The sequence below is a fragment of the Candidatus Zixiibacteriota bacterium genome, assembly GCA_040753875.1.
Lineage (GTDB): Bacteria > Zixibacteria > MSB-5A5 > GN15 > FEB-12 > DATKJY01.
The window spans coordinates 26,416-43,007 of the sequence record JBFMDV010000019.1; the positions used below are offsets into that span (position 1 = coordinate 26,416).

The following is a 16,592-nucleotide window of genomic DNA, read 5'->3' on the forward strand; positions in this document are numbered from 1 at the left end:
TTTGGCCTCGGCGGACCCATGTGCCGCTGGGTGTTGAGTATAAGACAATATGTGTGCGGCGTTTCATTTCAGTGCGGGTGGTCGACCAGGAGGTTTGCTGGGTCAGTGGCTCCCTCCGGGGTCGATGCGTCGAAAGCTCGCCCTCAAGCTTGGGATGCCGCTATTGCTTTTGTTTCTGGCCGCACTTCTTGTGGACCAGGTGGTGATGCCGATAATCACTCGGCAAGGGACCGAATTTCCGCTGCCTGATTTTACCGACCAGCGGCTCGTGGAAGCCGAGATAAAGCTCGAGGATATGAATCTGGCATATACGGTCTCGGCCGAGGAGTATGCCCCAACCAAAGAGAGAGGATTGATTCTCAAGCAGTTTCCGGTGGCCGGTACGAAGGTCAAGGAAGGGCGAATCGTCAAGTTCGTCATTTCAAAGGGGACCCGGATGGTGAAGATTCCCATGGTGGCCGGCAAGTCGGTCCGGCAGGCCATGCTGGATCTGGAGACCGAGGGGCTGGTGCTGGGTGAGGTCTCCTGGGCCGTGTCCGACACCATTCCGGAGAAGATCGTGGTGTTCTCCTACCCAGCGGCGGGGGTCGAGGTGCCTATGGGTTCAGCGGTCAACCTGATGGTCAACCGCGGACGGGCCACCGATTACACGTTCATGCCCAAGCTGATAGGAATGCCGCTCGATGATGCCCGGGAGCTGCTTGAAGAGAAGGGGCTGAAAATCGGCCTCATCAGCTACAAGACCAACGATAACTATCTGCCGGAGACAGTGCTTGAGCAATCCGAACCGGAGGGGACTGAGCTGACGCTGGGTACGGAGATCGACCTGGTGGTGAGCGAGACCTGAACGGTCTTCTCGCAGACTTTCCGCGGCAAAATCTGTCCGTTCACCAGAGTTCATTATTAACTTGCATCGCCTGCACTGGGGATTTTTCTTCGCGCCATGACTCGTCGAATCAAACAGAAACCCTCGCTCTTCGCTCCGGCCGGTAACTTTATCCGCCGTCTCTCCAACGAAAATGCGCGTATCAGGCGGCGGCTCGTCATGATCGGGGCGCTATTGGTGGTGGTGCTGCTGATCTACTCCATCGCCTCCGATACCTATGGTGTCCTGCGCATAGTCAAGCTGGAGATGGAGAAACGAGCGCTCCAGGAAGCGAACCTTCGCCAGACTGCCGACCTGATCGATGCCGCCCGCGAGCTGGACCTCCTCAAAAGCGACCGCAGCTATATCGAGTTCATTGCCCGCACCCAGTACCACATGGCGCGACCGAACGAAACGATCTTCCGTTTCCGCAGCCGCTGAACGCCATGGCGCTCGACAAAACCGAAGCCATTGTCCTCAAGGCGTTCAACTGGTCCGAATCCTCCCGCACGGTCGTCTTTTTCAGCCGCGAGTTCGGCAAGCTCCCACTAACCGACAAGGGAGGACGCCGCCTGATCTCCAAGCGGGGACGGCTGGTGCCGTTTGCACGACTTGAGATCACATTCTATAGCTCTGAGAAAGAGACCAATGGTTACGTCTCCGATGTCGAGCTCTTGGAAGCTCTGACATTCGAGAAGGACGGCACGCTGGGACGCCTTGCCTACGGCTCCGCCGCTTGTGAACTTCTATACCTGCTTCTCCCCGACGAAGAGCCACAGGGGGCGTTGTATTCATACTTTCTGGCTTATCTGCGCATGGATGACATTTGCGACAAACACGGGCTGCCGGGGCTTTTCATAGCGTTTTTTCTGCGAACACTCTCGCAGTTGGGGTACCACCCATCGCTCGCGTATTGCGTTGGTTGCGGCAAGGATTTCGATGAGACCGGGGCCAACGGCAGTGAAGTGCTGTTCTCGCCGGAGCGTGGCGGGCGGGTCTGTCCGGCTTGCCAACGCGTTGGGGAGTATTATATTGGCCTCTCACCGGAGGGGTATGCCACCCTCTGCCGGCTTCAAACCGCCTCGCTGACCGAGGCTGTCGCCGAGCCGCTGCGGTATGCCGATGCCGCCCGTCTGGTGGAAACCCTGACCAAGTTCCTGTCGTATCAGGCCGGGATCAAGTCGGATTTGAAGTCGCTGGAGTTTTTGGAGAAGCTGAGAACCACGCATCTGAGTCCGGAGAACAAACAGCCATGAGCGCGAAAAAAGTTGAAGACGTTATGGATAAAATCGTGTCGCTGTGCAAGCGGCGCGGCTACGTATACCCCTCCTCTGAAATCTATGGCGGTCTTGGCTCCACCTGGGATTACGGCCCGCTCGGCGCCGAATTAAAGCGCAACCTGAAGAGCTTCTGGTGGGATGCCATGACCAACCGCCGCGACGATGTCGAAGGGCTCGATGCCGCCATCCTGATGCACCCGCAGGTCTGGCACACCTCCGGCCATGTGGCGGAGTTCACCGACCCGATGGTGGACTGCAAAAAGTGCAAAGCCCGCTTCCGGGCCGACAAACTGGCCGAGGCGCGCTGCCCGCTGAAACCCTCCAAGTCACCGCTCGAATGTGGCGGCGAGTTGACCGAGGCACGCAAGTTCAACCTGATGTTCAAGACCTTCATGGGACCGGTGGAGGATGACTCCGCCATCACTTATCTGCGTCCGGAGACGGCGCAGGGAATCTATGTCAATTTCCTCAACGTGAAGAACTCCTCACGCCAGAAGATACCGTTCGGCATAGCGCAGATTGGCAAGGCGTTTCGCAACGAGATAACGCCCGGCAATTTCATTTTCCGCACCCGTGAATTCGAGCAGATGGAGATGCAGTTCTTTATTCATCCCAGCGAAGACGAAAAGTGGTTCGAATATTGGCGGCAGGAACGATGGAACTGGTATCAGTCCCTTGGTATTCGGATGGAGAAACTCCGCTGGCACCAGCACGGTGAAGGGGAACTGGCCCATTACGCCAAGGCGGCCTATGATATCGAATACGAGTACCCGTTCGGCTGGCAGGAGCTGGAGGGGATTCACAACCGGACCGATTTCGATCTGGGACGCCACATGAACGCCACCGGCAAGGACCTCCGGTATTTCGATGAGCGGTTCACCGAGAAGTTCGTGCCGTTTATTATCGAAACCTCCGCCGGCTGCGACCGGACACTTCTGACGGTATTGGTTGACGCTTACGATGAGCAGGAAGTAAAGGGGGAAACGCGCGTGTTCTTACGGCTGTCACCGAAAGTTGCGCCTATTAAGGCGGCCGTTTTTCCTCTGGTGAATCGCGACGGCATGCCGGAGTTCGCGACGAATGTCTATCACGAACTCAAAAAGCGGTTCAAGGTATTCTACGATGATTCCGGCGCGGTGGGACGCCGCTACGCCCGGATGGACGAAGCCGGCTGCCCGTACTGTATTACTATCGACGGCCAGACCCTTCAGGACCAGACCATGACCTTGCGCGAGCGGGACACCATGGAGCAGACGCGTTTGAACACCCCTCAGGTGCTGGAGTATTTGGACAAGAAGATCAATCAGTAGTTTCAGTGCCGCACCTAACAGGTGCGATTTGAGAGGGGTTTGCCCGGTGGTTTACAACCAATATCGTTGAATTCACACCTGTTAGGTGTGGCACAGGGTTCCCCCACACGCTGTAGCCCACCTGCTTCAGGTGGGTCTTCAGTTCCCGCCTCAGCACAAACGACAGTACCGCCGCATCTGCAAGCATCGTTTCCCCTCTCATTACCACAGCAAATGACTGTATGGGGGAACGGAGTAACTGAGGACCCAGCCGTTGGCCGGGCTACACCGTTAGAACTCTTGCAGAACCGGAAGCGGTTTTGCCTTACAAGCTCCAGAGATGCCGCTCGAGGGCGCGCTCGATGGCGCGAAGGTCCGGGAACATCGGCGAGTTCTGGGCACGTGTCCCGGTCCGACGTTCCTCAATCGTATGGCCGTTGATGATGAGCTTGGGAGATTTGACCGGCTGCTCGGATTCAACTATGTCCGCCAGAATCCCGCGCTCCGAGATCCATCGCTGCACAAAGTTCCGGGCTTCCTGCTGACGAGGGTCTTTCCGAGAATATATCAGGCCTATTTCCATCTCCGCCATTCCTCACGACTACCAAAAGGGCGTTACTACAGTAGTCGAACGTCCGCTCCGTGAACTTTAGTGCTGATTCTACAATCTTCAACGAACAAAGAAGCACATAGGTTTAGAGAAAACAACAAAAAGCGGGGGACGACGTCCCGTTTGCCGCTTCGCGGGGACGTTGTCCCTATTACCGCTTCGCGATTCAAGGAAAGTGGATTTGGCACGGTCAAGTGATTGCAGCATCGGCCTGATTGACGGGATGAGAGCAAATCAAAGGCTCGCCTGTGCCAACCCAAGTCCATAGAAAGAGTTGACAATCCATGTTAGCGGCTCTATTGTAAAGAGTTAGGGCAAGATAAGGCATTTCGTAACGTCCATCATAAAAGGAGGAATAGAGGCCATGATCCACGAATTACCCCCGCTGCCGTACGCGAAGAACGCGCTGGCACCGACCATCTCTGAGGAGACGCTGGAGTACCATTACGGCAAGCACCACAACGCCTATGTCACCAATCTGAACAAACTTATCCCCGGCACCGAGTTCGAGAATCTGAAACTCGAAGAGATCATCAAAAAAGCGACTGGCGGCATATTCAACAATGCCGCCCAGGTATGGAACCACACGTTTTACTGGCAGTGCCTCGCCCCCAAGGCAGGCGGTGAACCAGGCGGGAATCTGGCTATGGCAATCACCAAGGCGTTCGGCTCGTTCGCGGCGTTCAAGGAGAAGTTCAGCGCGACGGCGGTCGGGACATTCGGCTCCGGCTGGGCCTGGCTGGTGAAGAATGCCGACGGCTCACTGGCTATCGAGTCCACGAGCAACGCCGCCAATCCGATAACTTCCGGCAAGACGCCGCTTCTCACCTGCGATGTCTGGGAGCACGCCTATTACATCGATTACCGCAACCGCCGCCCGGACTATGTAGCGGAATTCTGGAAGCTGGTGAACTGGAAGTTCGTCGAGGGGAACCTCGCGAAATAGCGACAGCAGCGGCGTGTGACCTGCCGCAAGCTGGGCAGCGCCGCGCGCGTTTCGACTTCGCTCAACGCGACGACCCGATGAGTTATGCTCTTTCGTTGCGGCAGGTCCTCAGACCTGCCGCATCACCTATGTGAGGTCATGACACTGTGAACATCCGCAAACTAACCGTCGATGACGCCGCTGCGTTTCGGGAACTCCGGATAGAGATGTGCGGCAGCCACCCCGAGGCGTTCGGCCAGACACCTGAGGAAGTTGTGGCCATGACCGAGGACAATTTCCTCGAATGGATGAGCCCAAACGATGATTTTCCTCAGAAGTTTGTTCTGGCAGCGTTCGATAACGAGCGGTTGGTTGGCACGGTAGCGTTTCGGCGCGAGGATCCAAGCAAAGAGTGACACCGTGGTTGGATCTGGGCGGTCTATGTGCGACCGGAGGGGCGCGGCAAGGGAATCAGCAAGCAGCTCATGCAAAAGGTGATCGACGAAGCACGCACGATTGACGGCTTGGAGATGCTAACACTGTCAGTGGCGGTCACGCAGACAAGTGCACGAACGCTGTACACCTCGCTGGGATTTTTCACAACCGGCCTTAACCTCCACGGCTACAAGCTTCCCGACGGCCGCTATATCGACCATGAAGAGATGATGCTGCGTCTGTGAGAGGAAAATGTCGACGGTGATCCTGCGGGACATGGTGTTCGATGACCTGGACCATCTGGTCCGGTGGCGGAATGATCCGGAGGTCAGCCGGTACCTGGCGGATCGTCTCAAGACGCGCCAGGAAGCCGAAACGTGGCTGACTCGCCTAGGGGCAAATTCGAAAGTCTGGCGGAAGGTCATCCTGCTCGATGGCCGCATCATCGGCTATGGCGCGGTCGAGTCGATCGATGAAAAGAGCCGCAAGTGCGAACTCGCCCTGGTGATCGGCGAGCCCGAATGCTGGGGGCAGGGGATTGCCGGTCAGGTAGTGCGCGAGATGCTTCGCTACGCCTTCGTCGACTTGAAGATGCATCGCGTCTTCGCGGCCACAGTGCGCGGCAACGAACGCTCCATGCGTCTCATTACTCGATCCGGATTCCGAGAGGAAGGTTCAATGCGGGAGGCGATTCTGCTTCGAGGTACGTTCGTCGACCTGCTCTGCTACTCGATGCTGGAGCAGGAGTATGTGGCGAGCTTGATATAGCCCGGCCGGCCGCAAGCCCACCGTAAACAGGTGGGCTTCAGCAGCATTTAGTCTACCATGTCGCCTTAAACTCCGTGGCGATCTTGGCGAAGATTTTGTAGCGGCGGTTCACTTCCTGCCAGTTGATGTTCTTGAGGAAGGCGTCGATATATTTCGCGCGCGCCGGCCCCTGGTCGTAGTAATAGGCATGCTCGTAGACATCGATTGCCAAGAGTGGGAATGTTCCCCACACGCCCCCTTGATTGTGAGCGTCCCCCGTGAAATTGTGAATGGCGTTTTCCACCGGGTCCCAGGCGGTCACTACCCAGCCGAGCGCGATCATCGCCGAGGCCTTGAAATCGGTCACCCAATTGTCGAACGAGCCGTACGATTTTTCGATATGCGCCAGAACCTCGCCCGAAGGTTTGCCGTCGCCGCCGAGGATATCCCAAAACAACTCATGCAACAACTGCCCCGCAGCGTTGAAGGTCTCGTGGCGTTTGAGCCCGCCAAACTCGGAATAGTTGGCGTTGGCCAGACTCTTGTCGGCTTTCGCCAGCTTCTCCATCACCTCATTGCGTTTCTTCACGTACCCGGCGTAGTGTGTGTCGTGGTGGAATGTATTGGTTTGCGCCGAGATGCCGTCGAGCTTGTCGTACGCATACGGAAGCGGTTTGACTTTGTAGCGATCCGCCATTTCAGACTCCTTGTTGTGGTATCAGCGATTCCCGAATCAGGCCGCGTCGCGAGTTGGCAAAGACCACCGCCAACACAGATGCGATGCCGGTTTTCGCTTATTTGCCGCGAGCAGCCATTACAATATCCGCTTTGGTTGTTCCAACTATCTCCACAAGTTCCTGCGTCTCTTTCGCCGGCACTTTGTGCCTGGCCAGAATCTCCTTGAAGATTGTCACCATCCGATCCCATTCTTTGGCGGTAATGTTGAGATGCACGTGAGAATCTTTCATGCTCCGACCCTGATATTGACAGGGCCCCCCGGTTACCTGACAGACAAGGGCCGTGACGTGATATTTCAGATACGGCGCCGGTACCCGCTTCCGTGCAGCGTCGATGGCCGGATTAGCGTTGAGAACCGTATCCGGCACCAGGGCATCGATGAAGTCGCTGACCACTACTGAGATCGGGGCCAGACCCCCCAGACGGTCATAGAGGGACGGCTGCTTTTCGTCTCCACCGGTCTGCGAAAGCGCCGGGCTGGCCATTCCCAGCACAATGGCCATAAAGGCCGGCGCGACGCACCGAATCGAACAACGTGTACGCATAATGAATAGCTCCTTCGACAGTTGGGGCGGGCGTCGCCACCCACAACGGTTTTGTCTTTCCTTGGCCCCAACGCAGGCCACTGAAAAGTTGACAGAGTCACGCAATACCGACCGGAAGAATATACGTGTGGTGGTATCCGTATGTCAATGAGAAATGGACTGTATTGAGCCACACAGTCCATGAAGGGCGACAACGCGTTACGGCTGTGGCATGTTCTGGCCAGGCTGGTTCAGTGTCCGCGCCCAGAGGTCGGCCGTGAAATCGGCCTGGTACGGATCGACGACCGTGGCACGGTAGAAATACTGCTCGGCGGTGGCCAATAGATTCCGGTCCGAGTTCGCTCTGGCCATCTGGAGGAAGAAATAGCCACATTCCAACAGCGACCCGAAATCATTGGGGAATCGCTGCGCCTGGGTGCTGTAGGCCGTGGCTGCGTCCTTGAGCCGCCCAAGCTGTGCCAGAAGTTTGGCATTCAAAAGGCCGGCGGCGCGTGAGTCCGGATGCGATCTTATGAACGGCCGGAGTTCCGCCAGTGCACTGTCCGGCTTGTTTTGCATGGATAGTGACGATGCCCGTTCATAGGATGTCTCCACATACTGCCGCGCCCTCGGATTATTGAACTGCTTGCTGATATTGTACAACTGCACCTGGTTGTCGCAGATCCAAAACAGCGCCACCGGGCTGGCCGCAGTCATGACAGGATAGTTTTTCAGGGCTACTGCGGCGTTGGATACGTCAATTGCAATGTGAGTTACCGGATACCGGTCGAACAGCGCCGAATCGACTTTGGCTACCCCGAAGTGGTGGATGAAACTCCCCAATCGCGTGTCCTCCGTAACGGTGGGGCCATAGGGCCCTGAGACGATTGCCCCCGGTCCGAGAATCTGAGCGACATCACGGTTTGCCTCGCGGATCGTGATGTTCTGTTCCAGCCAGATCGAACGGCGCGTTCGCGCTACATTGACGATTGTGGCAACGACAAGCGTCACCACCAGCAGTGACATGAGTGCGCGCTGGTTCAGACGGCGACGCGTTTTCCCGGCAAGCCAGATAACCAGAAAAGCAAACGACGCGGCTGGTAGCACGGTCGACCAGGTGATCAGGCGCAGTTTCGGGGGCACTACGTTGTAAAACATAGTATCGCCGACCAGGTGAAACAGGAATACCCAGAAACTGAACGCCAGGATTGCAGTCGGTAGCCAGAAGTATCGATACTGCTGATTGGGCCTGAGGTTCATCGACGTGTCGAACATCAGGAAGCAAAGGGCGATGACAGCCGGCACCACGGTCACGGCGTACCGCATCGGTGAATACCCGAGCGGCATCAAGCCACCCACCAGACAAACGACCCAGAACAGTGACAGCAGAGTGGGGCGTGACAATTGTCTAAACGCGGTTTCCTTCGCCGCCAGGAGTCGAGCGAGCAATGCGCCGGCCAAAGCGAGGAATCCAATGACATCCGGGTTTCGATACGAAAGACGGTTTGTGTAACCGTACGAAACGAGATACTCCACGAACTTCAATGGCGAACTAAGGCCAGGCGGAAACCCATAGAGACCGTAGGTCTGTTCGCCGAAGTAGCCGCTGACCGCGCTCATGCGCCCGGAGTACATGAGTAGGATGAGCGCCAAGCTCGAAACCGCGAAGGCACCGGCCGCTTTGAAGATTTGTCGCCAGCGGTGCGGTGTGTCAGAAGATACAATTGCCAGAGCAACTGCCGGCAGAAGCAGCACGCCGAACAGTTTTCCCATCCAGGTGGCGAGCGCAATTACGACGCCGCAGAGCGTTATTCCCCAGGTCCTGTCCCCCCACCATGAGTAGAGCCAAAACAGAAGGCCGGAAGAGAAGATCAGGCCGTTCTCCAAGTACGGTAACCGCGCGTGCACCATGAGGGAGAGGTTGATCACCCAACAGAACGCTACGGCGGCGATCACCCAGGGTCGGTGGTGACGATAAAGCCCAAGCAGCATGAACACCAGACCGGCTATATTGGCGAAAACGCCGATCCGGTTCGCTTCGGTCATGGAAACACCAGCTATCGAAAACCACAGATAGGCAATTCGTGACACCAGTGAGTTCTGGAATACGGCGAACTTGGGATAGTCGAACGGGTCAGATGAGCCAAACAGATGATAATTGCGCGCATGGAACACGTACTGCGGCGGGTCGGTGAAGAGCGACTGCCCCAGCCCGGCGTAATACATGGGGGGATCGCTGGTGAGATCACGCTGCCAATAGAACAGGCCGCCGAGGACAATGAGCGCAGTCAGCGCATACCACAATCTGGCCTGTCCCGCTGATTGGTTCGGCATCGACTATTCTACTCGATGATCAGGTGATATTTCTGCAGCGACTCGACCACGCCAACGTGTGCGTATGGCAGTCCGGCTGATTTCAGATCCCGGGAGAGTCCGGGTGCATGCTCGGGTGCAACCGCAATAAACAGCCCGCCGGATGTCTGTGGGTCGTACAACACATGTTCGAGATTCTTGTCGATGGCCGATGCCATCGCCACGTGACTCTCCAAATATGCCCGGTTGTCGTTGGCGCCGCCGGGAATCATCCCCGCCGCGGCCAACGTCTTGACTTCCGGCAGCAAAGGCAACGCGCCTGAGAATATCCGGATTGAAACGTTCGACGCGGACGCCACCTCGTAGGCGTGCCCAAGGAGGCCGTACCCGGTAATATCAGTACCGGCGTGAGCGTGATGCTTATGCATCAACTCCGCAGCCGTGCGATTGAGCGCCGCCATCGACTTGGTGACAATCTCCGTCAACTCGGCGCTGACGGCGTTCCGCTTGATACCGGTAGTGATCAGCCCGGTGCCGAGTGATTTGGTGAGAAACAGGATATCGCCTGCTTTGGCCCCGGCATTGGTGATGACGTTGGCAATATCGATGATACCGGTCGCCGCCACGCCGTATTTCAACTCGTTATCTTTGATCGAGTGACCGCCCACGATAACCGCGCCGGCTTCTTCGATCTTCTCCGAGCCGCCCCGAAGGATTTCTGTCAGGATCGAGATGGGCATCTTGCTGACGGGAAAGCCGACAATATTCAACGCGGTGAGCGGCTTGCCACCCATTGCGAAAATATCCGAGAGCGCGTTCGCCGCCGCGATCTGCCCGAAATAGTACGGGTCATCCACGATGGGCGGAAAAAAGTCCACCGTCTGCACCAGCGCCTGTGTGTCGCTGATACGAAACACGCCCGCATCGTCCGCCTTGTTGAATCCGACCAGCAGATCCGGGTGGCTGGACTGGGGCAGGCTCAAGAGTGCTTCCGCCAAAACCTTTGGCGCCAGTTTGGAAGCTCAACCCGCACAGGCCACTTCGGCCGTGAGCTTGATCTCGGTCAATCGACGCAGGTCATCCACGTCGCCAACATAACACAATGACACTCAAGGGGCAAGACTGCCTGCCGGAGTTCAATTACTGCACAGCAACGGAAGGCTGCCGCACGGTCAACTCTTTGCCGGTCTTTCCGATAAAGTAACAACCGGCCGTTTTTGTGGGCTGCCCCGGCCGGGCGGTCCGATGGTCGGAAAACGGCGCGTTTGGAATTCTGCATGGCGAGGCATGGATGGGACAGTTGAACGACAGCAAGAAGATTCGCCTTGATGAGATCCTCCTTCGAGATAAACTGATCACCGAACCGCAGCTCACCGAAGCACTGCAGTGCCAGAAACTGTACGGCGGCAAGCTGGGAACACAGCTGCTCCAGAACGGGTTCCTCGACGAGGCCACCCTGGTGAGAGTGCTCGCCGGCAAACTCGGCTGCGAGGGAGTGGTGCTGTCGCAGGTGGAGATTTCGGACGATGTTCTGCCGTTCATCCCGGTGACTGTCGCGGTGGCGCGGCGGGTGATCCCGTTCGAGTATGACCCGGGCGAAAACCTGCTAAAGGTCGCCTGTGAGGATCCGACGAATGCCGACCTGATCAACGAGCTGAAATTCGTCACCGCCGGAAAGACGGTTAAACTGTACGTTGCAGCGGAGCTCGCTCTCAATGCCGCCATCGCCAAGCATTATCTGGGACGGGAAAATACCGCCGAGGTTCCGCCCAGTATCGGCTTCACTGAAATGAACAAATCCGGACGGGTCCACGCAATGGCTCCGCAGACACAAGAGGATCGCCGCTGGCGCGCGTCTGTTTTGCTCGTCACCGATGACGCCGAGAACGGCACGCAACTCCAGAAGCTACTGGAGCAGGATTTCTACAAGGTGATTCGGACCGATTCGGCCGATGATGCTATCGAGATTCTCGGCAACCAGAAATTCCACACCGTCTTTATCCAGGACACGGTGCCGGGCGACTATATCGATCTGATTGACCGCCTCCGTAAAATCTCCCCCAGGACACGGGTTCGCTACTACGAGTCGGCGGGCTCGCTCTTGTTGAGTCTCGACGCCGGCGCCATGGAGGCTGACCTGCTGGTGCGGAACTTGGAGTTGTTCACACAGTTGCTCTCATCGACCGAGGGCTCCAATAACCACAGCGCCCGCGTGGGACAGTATGTGGATCGTCTCTGTCGACGCCTCGAACTGGCCGACAAGGACCGGCTCGTCATCACCAACGCGGCGTATCTTCACGACCTGGCGAAGTATTACTACGGCAACACCGAAAGCAGCACCGACCACCGCACGCATATCAACCTGACCGTCAAGCTGCTGGATTCGCTGAACTATTCGCCGCTGGTGATCGAAGTACTCCGCGCCATGTATATCAATCTGCGTGAAAAGTTCACCAAGCGGCTGCCGATCGAGGTGCTGGGCGGGAATATTCTCACGGTAATCGACATTTTCTGCGAGACGATCCAGGCCAACGTGGCGCTTTCGCTTGACAAGTTTGACACCATCAAACGGAAATACCGCGACCTGGTGGGCAAGCTGTTTCTCACCGAAGTGGTGGAGGCGTTCATCGCGCTGATACAGGAAGAGATACTCAGTATCACTACGCTGGAAAAGTACAGCCAGGTGATGCTCTACAGCACCGAGCCGGCGCGGCTGACCCCGATCGAGAGCCGCATCAAGACGGCCGGGTTCCGCATCATAACCGAATGCAATCTGAGCACGTTTGTTGACCTGTTCAAACGGAGCCGTCCGGATATTGTCATTCTGCTTGAGCCAGGCGGCCCGATGCAGATCAACGAACTGGTGGACACGCTGCTGGCCCGTGGCGCGGCACTTGACCGTGTGCCCACGTTCTTGTTGGCCGAGGGGTCCACCGCCTCACAGATGACCTCGCTGCTCGAAAAGGGGCTCGAGGATGTTATCCCGATCGATGACAACCTGAACGTGCTTTTGATCAAGATGAAAAAGATTCAGGCCCGTATCGAGGCGAAAGCGAAAGACCGTGAAGAACTGATCCGCAAGTCCGGAGCGGTGGGACATCTCGAAGACATGAATCTGATAGACTTATTGCAGGCGCTTGGCCCGAGCCGAAAGACCTGCAAACTGACCCTCACTTCCGGCCGCGATGAGTTGCTCGTGTATTTGAACACCGGCGAGATCCATTTCGCGCAGGGGATGGGGAAGATCGGCCCAGAGGCGATCTATCGCGCGCTCACCTGGGCTACCGGCACCTGGAATATCCAGCCGGTCGGGACTGACGCTTTGCCGCCGCAGAACACGTGGGATTCGGTGGAGTCGATCCTGATGGAGGGCTGCCGCCAACTCGACGAGAGCACGAAGATCCAGCAGGTGAAGGGGTAACCCCAGCCTTCCGTCTGTCATTCCCGCGCACTCGGAAATCCAGTCGCCGGTCGGGTACAAGTCCGCTTAGACACGCAATCCCAGCTCTGGACCTACATAATAATCACCAGCTTCCCCATCTGCACATTCCCCCGATCATCCTCAATCGTCCAGTAATATATTCCCGACACTACCAACTGCGTGTTCCGCGTGATCAGGTCCCAAGTCTCATGGCTGCTATTGGGATCGCTCGGACTCATGTCGTGATCGATCCGGCGGACCAAATCCCCATCCAGCGAATGAATCTCAATCGTACAGCGGGGCGGGATGTTGGCAAAATGTATTAACCGCACCCGGTCGTTCGGACGGTCCTCCCGCATCCGCCCCTCGTACCCCTTAAGCCTGTACCCGGCATCGATCCGGTACGGGTTCGGATACACGTATGCTTGCTTGTCGGTGCTGTCCGCAATCGCTTGTGTCCCGGCCGGATAACAGTGCTTGATACCAAGCGTCTTTGAAGTCTCCAGCGCTTTCAGATTCCCCTTCGGCGATCCAAAGTCAAACGCAGTCACGTTGACGTAGTATGGCACGCTGGACAGCAAGTCCCTAATTGTAAACTCGTACTCGTAGTACTTCACATACCCGTCATCGGTCAGTTGTTCCGGTCGCAGCGTGTCGTAATTCGACGGCTCCGGCTCATTGGGATAGATCTTTCTGATCTCAGTCGTTACACCAAATTCAGAAGCGTTGTAATCATGAATCGTGAAGTAGAAGACTGAATCGGGGAATTGGGGGTGGTAGTACAGATTGGCCAGGTCGCCGTAATCGAGCGGGTCGAAGAGCGTGTCGTTGCACGGGTCGGTCCCGGAACCGTAGGCACAGCGAAGCTGCTCGAGGGTGAACGGGATATCCTGCAGTTCAAACCCCGGCTCCGGCTGTTTGCGCTCGTTGTACACCCACTTGTCGTAATTCTTCCGGTCGTACGAGGCAAGTAACGACAATGACGTTACCCGCTCGTCCAATCCCCAGTAGATGCGGTACCCTTCAAAATCGATGATACCGGAGAAGATATCTTTAGTCGTCTCGGACAGTTTCCCGTTGAACCGCACGCGAATGCTGTTGTAGCCGGGATACAACCAGACTGTCGGTGCCGGTGGCGGCGCCGCGCCGCGCCAGTCGGCGACACCGTCCCCTTCGTAAAACGTCGTCTCGGCCGCCGTGGGAATCCACTGCCCGTCAATATATGCCGAATCGAACACGCAGATGCGCTGTTTGCCGAAATAGCCGTCGCCGTCGGTGTCGACTCCGGGGTTGTCGTAGATCCACTTCGCCCACATGGCGTTCTTGGCCAGATCGGAGAAATCCAGATGCTCGTAGTACCCATGTACATCGCCGGACTTAAGGCGAGAGAGATTGTTGGGGTCGGTGTGGAAATTCTCCCCCGCGACCACAGCGAACGCGAAGTTAGTGGAGGCACCGGGCGGAATGTCGTATGGCCCGGTTGAAATCAAATACCGAGGATCTGAACCAACCGAGACACTCTCCGCTACTGCGGGAGCGGGGAAGAGCCAATCTCTGTCAAACGGCCCTATGGTCTTCGTGAAAAGCTGTGCATAATCGATCTCCCCGTTCGACATGACATAGAACTTGTTTACATCACCTTTTGGATTCCCCAATCCTCCTGTTCGAAAGTCTCTGAATGGAGGGTCGTTGGGGCCAGGTTTACCTCTTGGACCGAAGTCCAGGTATCCGTTCGCATCAACCACCCACCAGTTGAACGACGTGGTTTGTCCGGCAAATGACCTGCTGAGAATCCGCACGCCGCTTACAGAAGGATCTGATTTCCCCTGGAGGCCGCCAATCATTGAAAACTGGCCATCGATTGGGTCGCCGTCATTGTCAGCACCCCACGCTATGCTCATAGTGTCGATGAAATCGCATCCGGATTCGTATGGAAGGCTCTTGACGTAACCGCAAAGGTCATCAATTGAGTAAGGATCAATGCTCACCGTGTATCCGACCGCAGGGTCATTATAAACACCAATCCACAGCCCGTCGAGTGGCCTGTTGCCGATGTTGGAAATAGTATAGTCGAAGAGGATGAAGTCTTCAGCGTACGAATACGACCAGGCATATGATCGTTGAGTTATTCGCACCGCAAGCGGTTTGTGACGACGGGATCCAAAATAGTCCGGCTCCAATCCGGGAACTCCCTGAGTAAACGTGTCAGTGTATACTGCCACATAGTCTTCCTCGGAAATGGCATCGATGTACTGAGGACTATCTGGGTCCTGAATCGAGCGATGGGTAACCAATCCATTCACTCCTGCTTCGGGAAACATCTCAAAACTCGGGAAACCCGTTGATACGAGTGTGTCAGATCCCTTCACCGCGCCCAGCCACAACGCCCCGCCGAACATGTATGCCAAACCAGAGTTTTTGGGATACTCAGAACCAGCGACGATCTCGCCTGAAAGGCAGTCGATGTCAGGGTATGTGCCACCGAAAGCTCCTGTGTTCCCTACCCAGAGTGAAATCTTCCCTATGCGGTGGACAGTCCAACAGACCGATGGGAGTGCGCTTCTAATCTGATTTGGCTGCAAAGGCTCGTCAATCGATTCTGCGGATTGGCTTAGAACACTTCCGAGGAGAAGCGACGAACAAACGGCGGCCATGACTCTCCACATTGCATCATACCAAACCCGGAGACCCGGAGTAAGCCGAAGACTCTTGGGAGAGGACAGGCTGTTATCCCCCAGGCACAATTTCATACGACTCAGTAGCATAGCGCCGTGATTCCCTCAACGACTCCATCAGAATATACTTGACAGCCCCCCCCCCCCCAAGCAAGTAAAATATTGGGAGAGGAATCCAAAACAAAGTAAGAAGCTGCCCGCATGCAGATAATGTTCGCCGGTGATTGTCAAAACAGTTCGACCCGCACAATCGCACACAGCATGAAAACCATTGGCTTGTTCATTGGCGTCATAGTCCTGGCCGTCGTATTAGGGCTATGGTTGGCAAATATCCTGCAAGACCAAAAAAGGCAACGTGCAAGGGACGAAATTGCCAGAGACGTGTTGGCTGGAATGAACACGGTGAAGGTGGGAGATTTTGTTTCGGATCACGTATTCGAGGATATCACTGGTGCACCTGTTCGCTTATCGGAAGTCGTTGGCGCCGGCGCAATCATGTGTTTTGTCGATCCGACCTGTGAAAGTTGCGTGAAAGAACTGGAATTAATTCGCGATATAGTTCCAGATCCTATCTGTTGTGCTCCCTATTTAGCCAGCGTTTTCTAAGAGAGTCCTCGTGGTCAGGTTATAGGTTTCTTCGACTCGGTTCGGCGTGCGGTAACCCAGCGCCGAGTGTAACCAGGTCTCGTTGTACGTCTCCATCCACGTGTCTATCGCCACCGACAATTCGTATGGGTCGCGCCACTCCCTCAGCCAGATCAATTCTTCCT

17 protein-coding genes are annotated in these 16,592 nt (G+C 56.4%); 10 read left to right on the forward strand and 7 right to left on the reverse strand.

Features of this window, described 5'->3' with window-relative positions:
* Positions 1–124 precede the first annotated feature (124 nt).
* The 4 genes from AB1644_06550 to AB1644_06565 all read left to right on the forward strand — a co-directional run bounded on the left by AB1644_06550 (position 125) and on the right by AB1644_06565 (position 3,455).
* Positions 125–847, forward strand: a complete 723-nt coding sequence (locus AB1644_06550; GenBank protein ID MEW6050707.1) for a PASTA domain-containing protein — start codon at positions 125–127, stop codon at positions 845–847.
* 96 nt (positions 848–943) lie between these two features.
* Positions 944–1,306: a septum formation initiator family protein gene (locus tag AB1644_06555; protein ID MEW6050708.1), complete on the forward strand. Its 363-nt coding sequence runs from the start codon at positions 944–946 to the stop codon at positions 1,304–1,306.
* Between the two features lie 5 nt (positions 1,307–1,311).
* A complete protein-coding gene (gene recO / locus AB1644_06560) occupies positions 1,312–2,121 on the forward strand; it encodes a DNA repair protein RecO (protein ID MEW6050709.1) in 810 nt (269 codons plus the stop codon).
* Positions 2,118–3,455 carry a glycine--tRNA ligase gene (locus tag AB1644_06565; protein ID MEW6050710.1) on the forward strand — a complete coding sequence of 446 codons (1,338 nt, stop codon included), beginning with the start codon at positions 2,118–2,120 and terminating at the stop codon, positions 3,453–3,455. Before recO ends, AB1644_06565 begins: the two co-directional genes overlap by 4 nt.
* A gap of 304 nt (positions 3,456–3,759) precedes the next feature.
* Here the strand turns inward: AB1644_06565 and AB1644_06570 are convergent, their stop codons facing one another.
* Positions 3,760–3,957: a hypothetical protein gene (locus AB1644_06570; protein MEW6050711.1), complete on the reverse strand. Its 198-nt coding sequence runs from the start codon at positions 3,955–3,957 to the stop codon at positions 3,760–3,762.
* 451 nt (positions 3,958–4,408) lie between these two features.
* Here AB1644_06570 and AB1644_06575 point away from each other — a divergent pair, with 451 nt between their 5' ends.
* The 4 genes from AB1644_06575 (at position 4,409) to AB1644_06590 (ending at position 6,172) form a co-directional block, all read left to right on the forward strand.
* Positions 4,409–4,990, forward strand: coding sequence for a Fe-Mn family superoxide dismutase (locus tag AB1644_06575; protein MEW6050712.1), 582 nt, complete (start codon positions 4,409–4,411; stop codon positions 4,988–4,990).
* Positions 4,991–5,136: 146 nt separating this feature from the next.
* Complete coding sequence (locus tag AB1644_06580) at positions 5,137–5,385, forward strand: hypothetical protein (protein ID MEW6050713.1); 249 nt, start codon at positions 5,137–5,139, stop codon at positions 5,383–5,385.
* A 12-nt stretch (positions 5,386–5,397) separates the two neighbouring features.
* Positions 5,398–5,649, forward strand: a complete 252-nt coding sequence (locus tag AB1644_06585; protein ID MEW6050714.1) for a GNAT family N-acetyltransferase — start codon at positions 5,398–5,400, stop codon at positions 5,647–5,649.
* Between the two features lie 7 nt (positions 5,650–5,656).
* Entirely contained in the window at positions 5,657–6,172 is a 516-nt protein-coding gene (locus AB1644_06590) for a GNAT family N-acetyltransferase (protein ID MEW6050715.1), read from the forward strand.
* A gap of 52 nt (positions 6,173–6,224) precedes the next feature.
* Here AB1644_06590 and AB1644_06595 read toward each other — a convergent pair whose 3' ends face one another.
* The 4 genes from AB1644_06595 to selD all read right to left on the reverse strand — a co-directional run bounded on the left by AB1644_06595 (position 6,225) and on the right by selD (position 10,739).
* Positions 6,225–6,848: a superoxide dismutase gene (locus AB1644_06595; protein ID MEW6050716.1), complete on the reverse strand. Its 624-nt coding sequence runs from the start codon at positions 6,846–6,848 to the stop codon at positions 6,225–6,227.
* A 97-nt stretch (positions 6,849–6,945) separates the two neighbouring features.
* A complete protein-coding gene (locus tag AB1644_06600) occupies positions 6,946–7,434 on the reverse strand; it encodes a group 1 truncated hemoglobin (protein MEW6050717.1) in 489 nt (162 codons plus the stop codon).
* Between the two features lie 198 nt (positions 7,435–7,632).
* A complete protein-coding gene (locus AB1644_06605; protein ID MEW6050718.1) occupies positions 7,633–9,747 on the reverse strand; it encodes a hypothetical protein in 2,115 nt (704 codons plus the stop codon).
* A gap of 8 nt (positions 9,748–9,755) precedes the next feature.
* Entirely contained in the window at positions 9,756–10,739 is a 984-nt protein-coding gene (gene selD / locus AB1644_06610; protein MEW6050719.1) for a selenide, water dikinase SelD, read from the reverse strand.
* 278 nt (positions 10,740–11,017) lie between these two features.
* Here selD and AB1644_06615 point away from each other — a divergent pair, with 278 nt between their 5' ends.
* Positions 11,018–13,147: a DUF4388 domain-containing protein gene (locus AB1644_06615; GenBank protein MEW6050720.1), complete on the forward strand. Its 2,130-nt coding sequence runs from the start codon at positions 11,018–11,020 to the stop codon at positions 13,145–13,147.
* 92 nt (positions 13,148–13,239) lie between these two features.
* Here AB1644_06615 and AB1644_06620 read toward each other — a convergent pair whose 3' ends face one another.
* Positions 13,240–15,468: a hypothetical protein gene (locus AB1644_06620; protein ID MEW6050721.1), complete on the reverse strand. Its 2,229-nt coding sequence runs from the start codon at positions 15,466–15,468 to the stop codon at positions 13,240–13,242.
* A 555-nt stretch (positions 15,469–16,023) separates the two neighbouring features.
* Between AB1644_06620 and AB1644_06625 the strand changes: the two genes are divergently transcribed.
* Positions 16,024–16,428, forward strand: a complete 405-nt coding sequence (locus AB1644_06625) for a hypothetical protein (protein MEW6050722.1) — start codon at positions 16,024–16,026, stop codon at positions 16,426–16,428.
* Here the strand turns inward: AB1644_06625 and AB1644_06630 are convergent.
* Positions 16,411–16,592, reverse strand: a 182-nt coding sequence (locus AB1644_06630; GenBank protein ID MEW6050723.1) for an integrase core domain-containing protein, incomplete at its 5' end; no start/stop codon positions are given. The genes AB1644_06625 and AB1644_06630 overlap by 18 nt on opposite strands.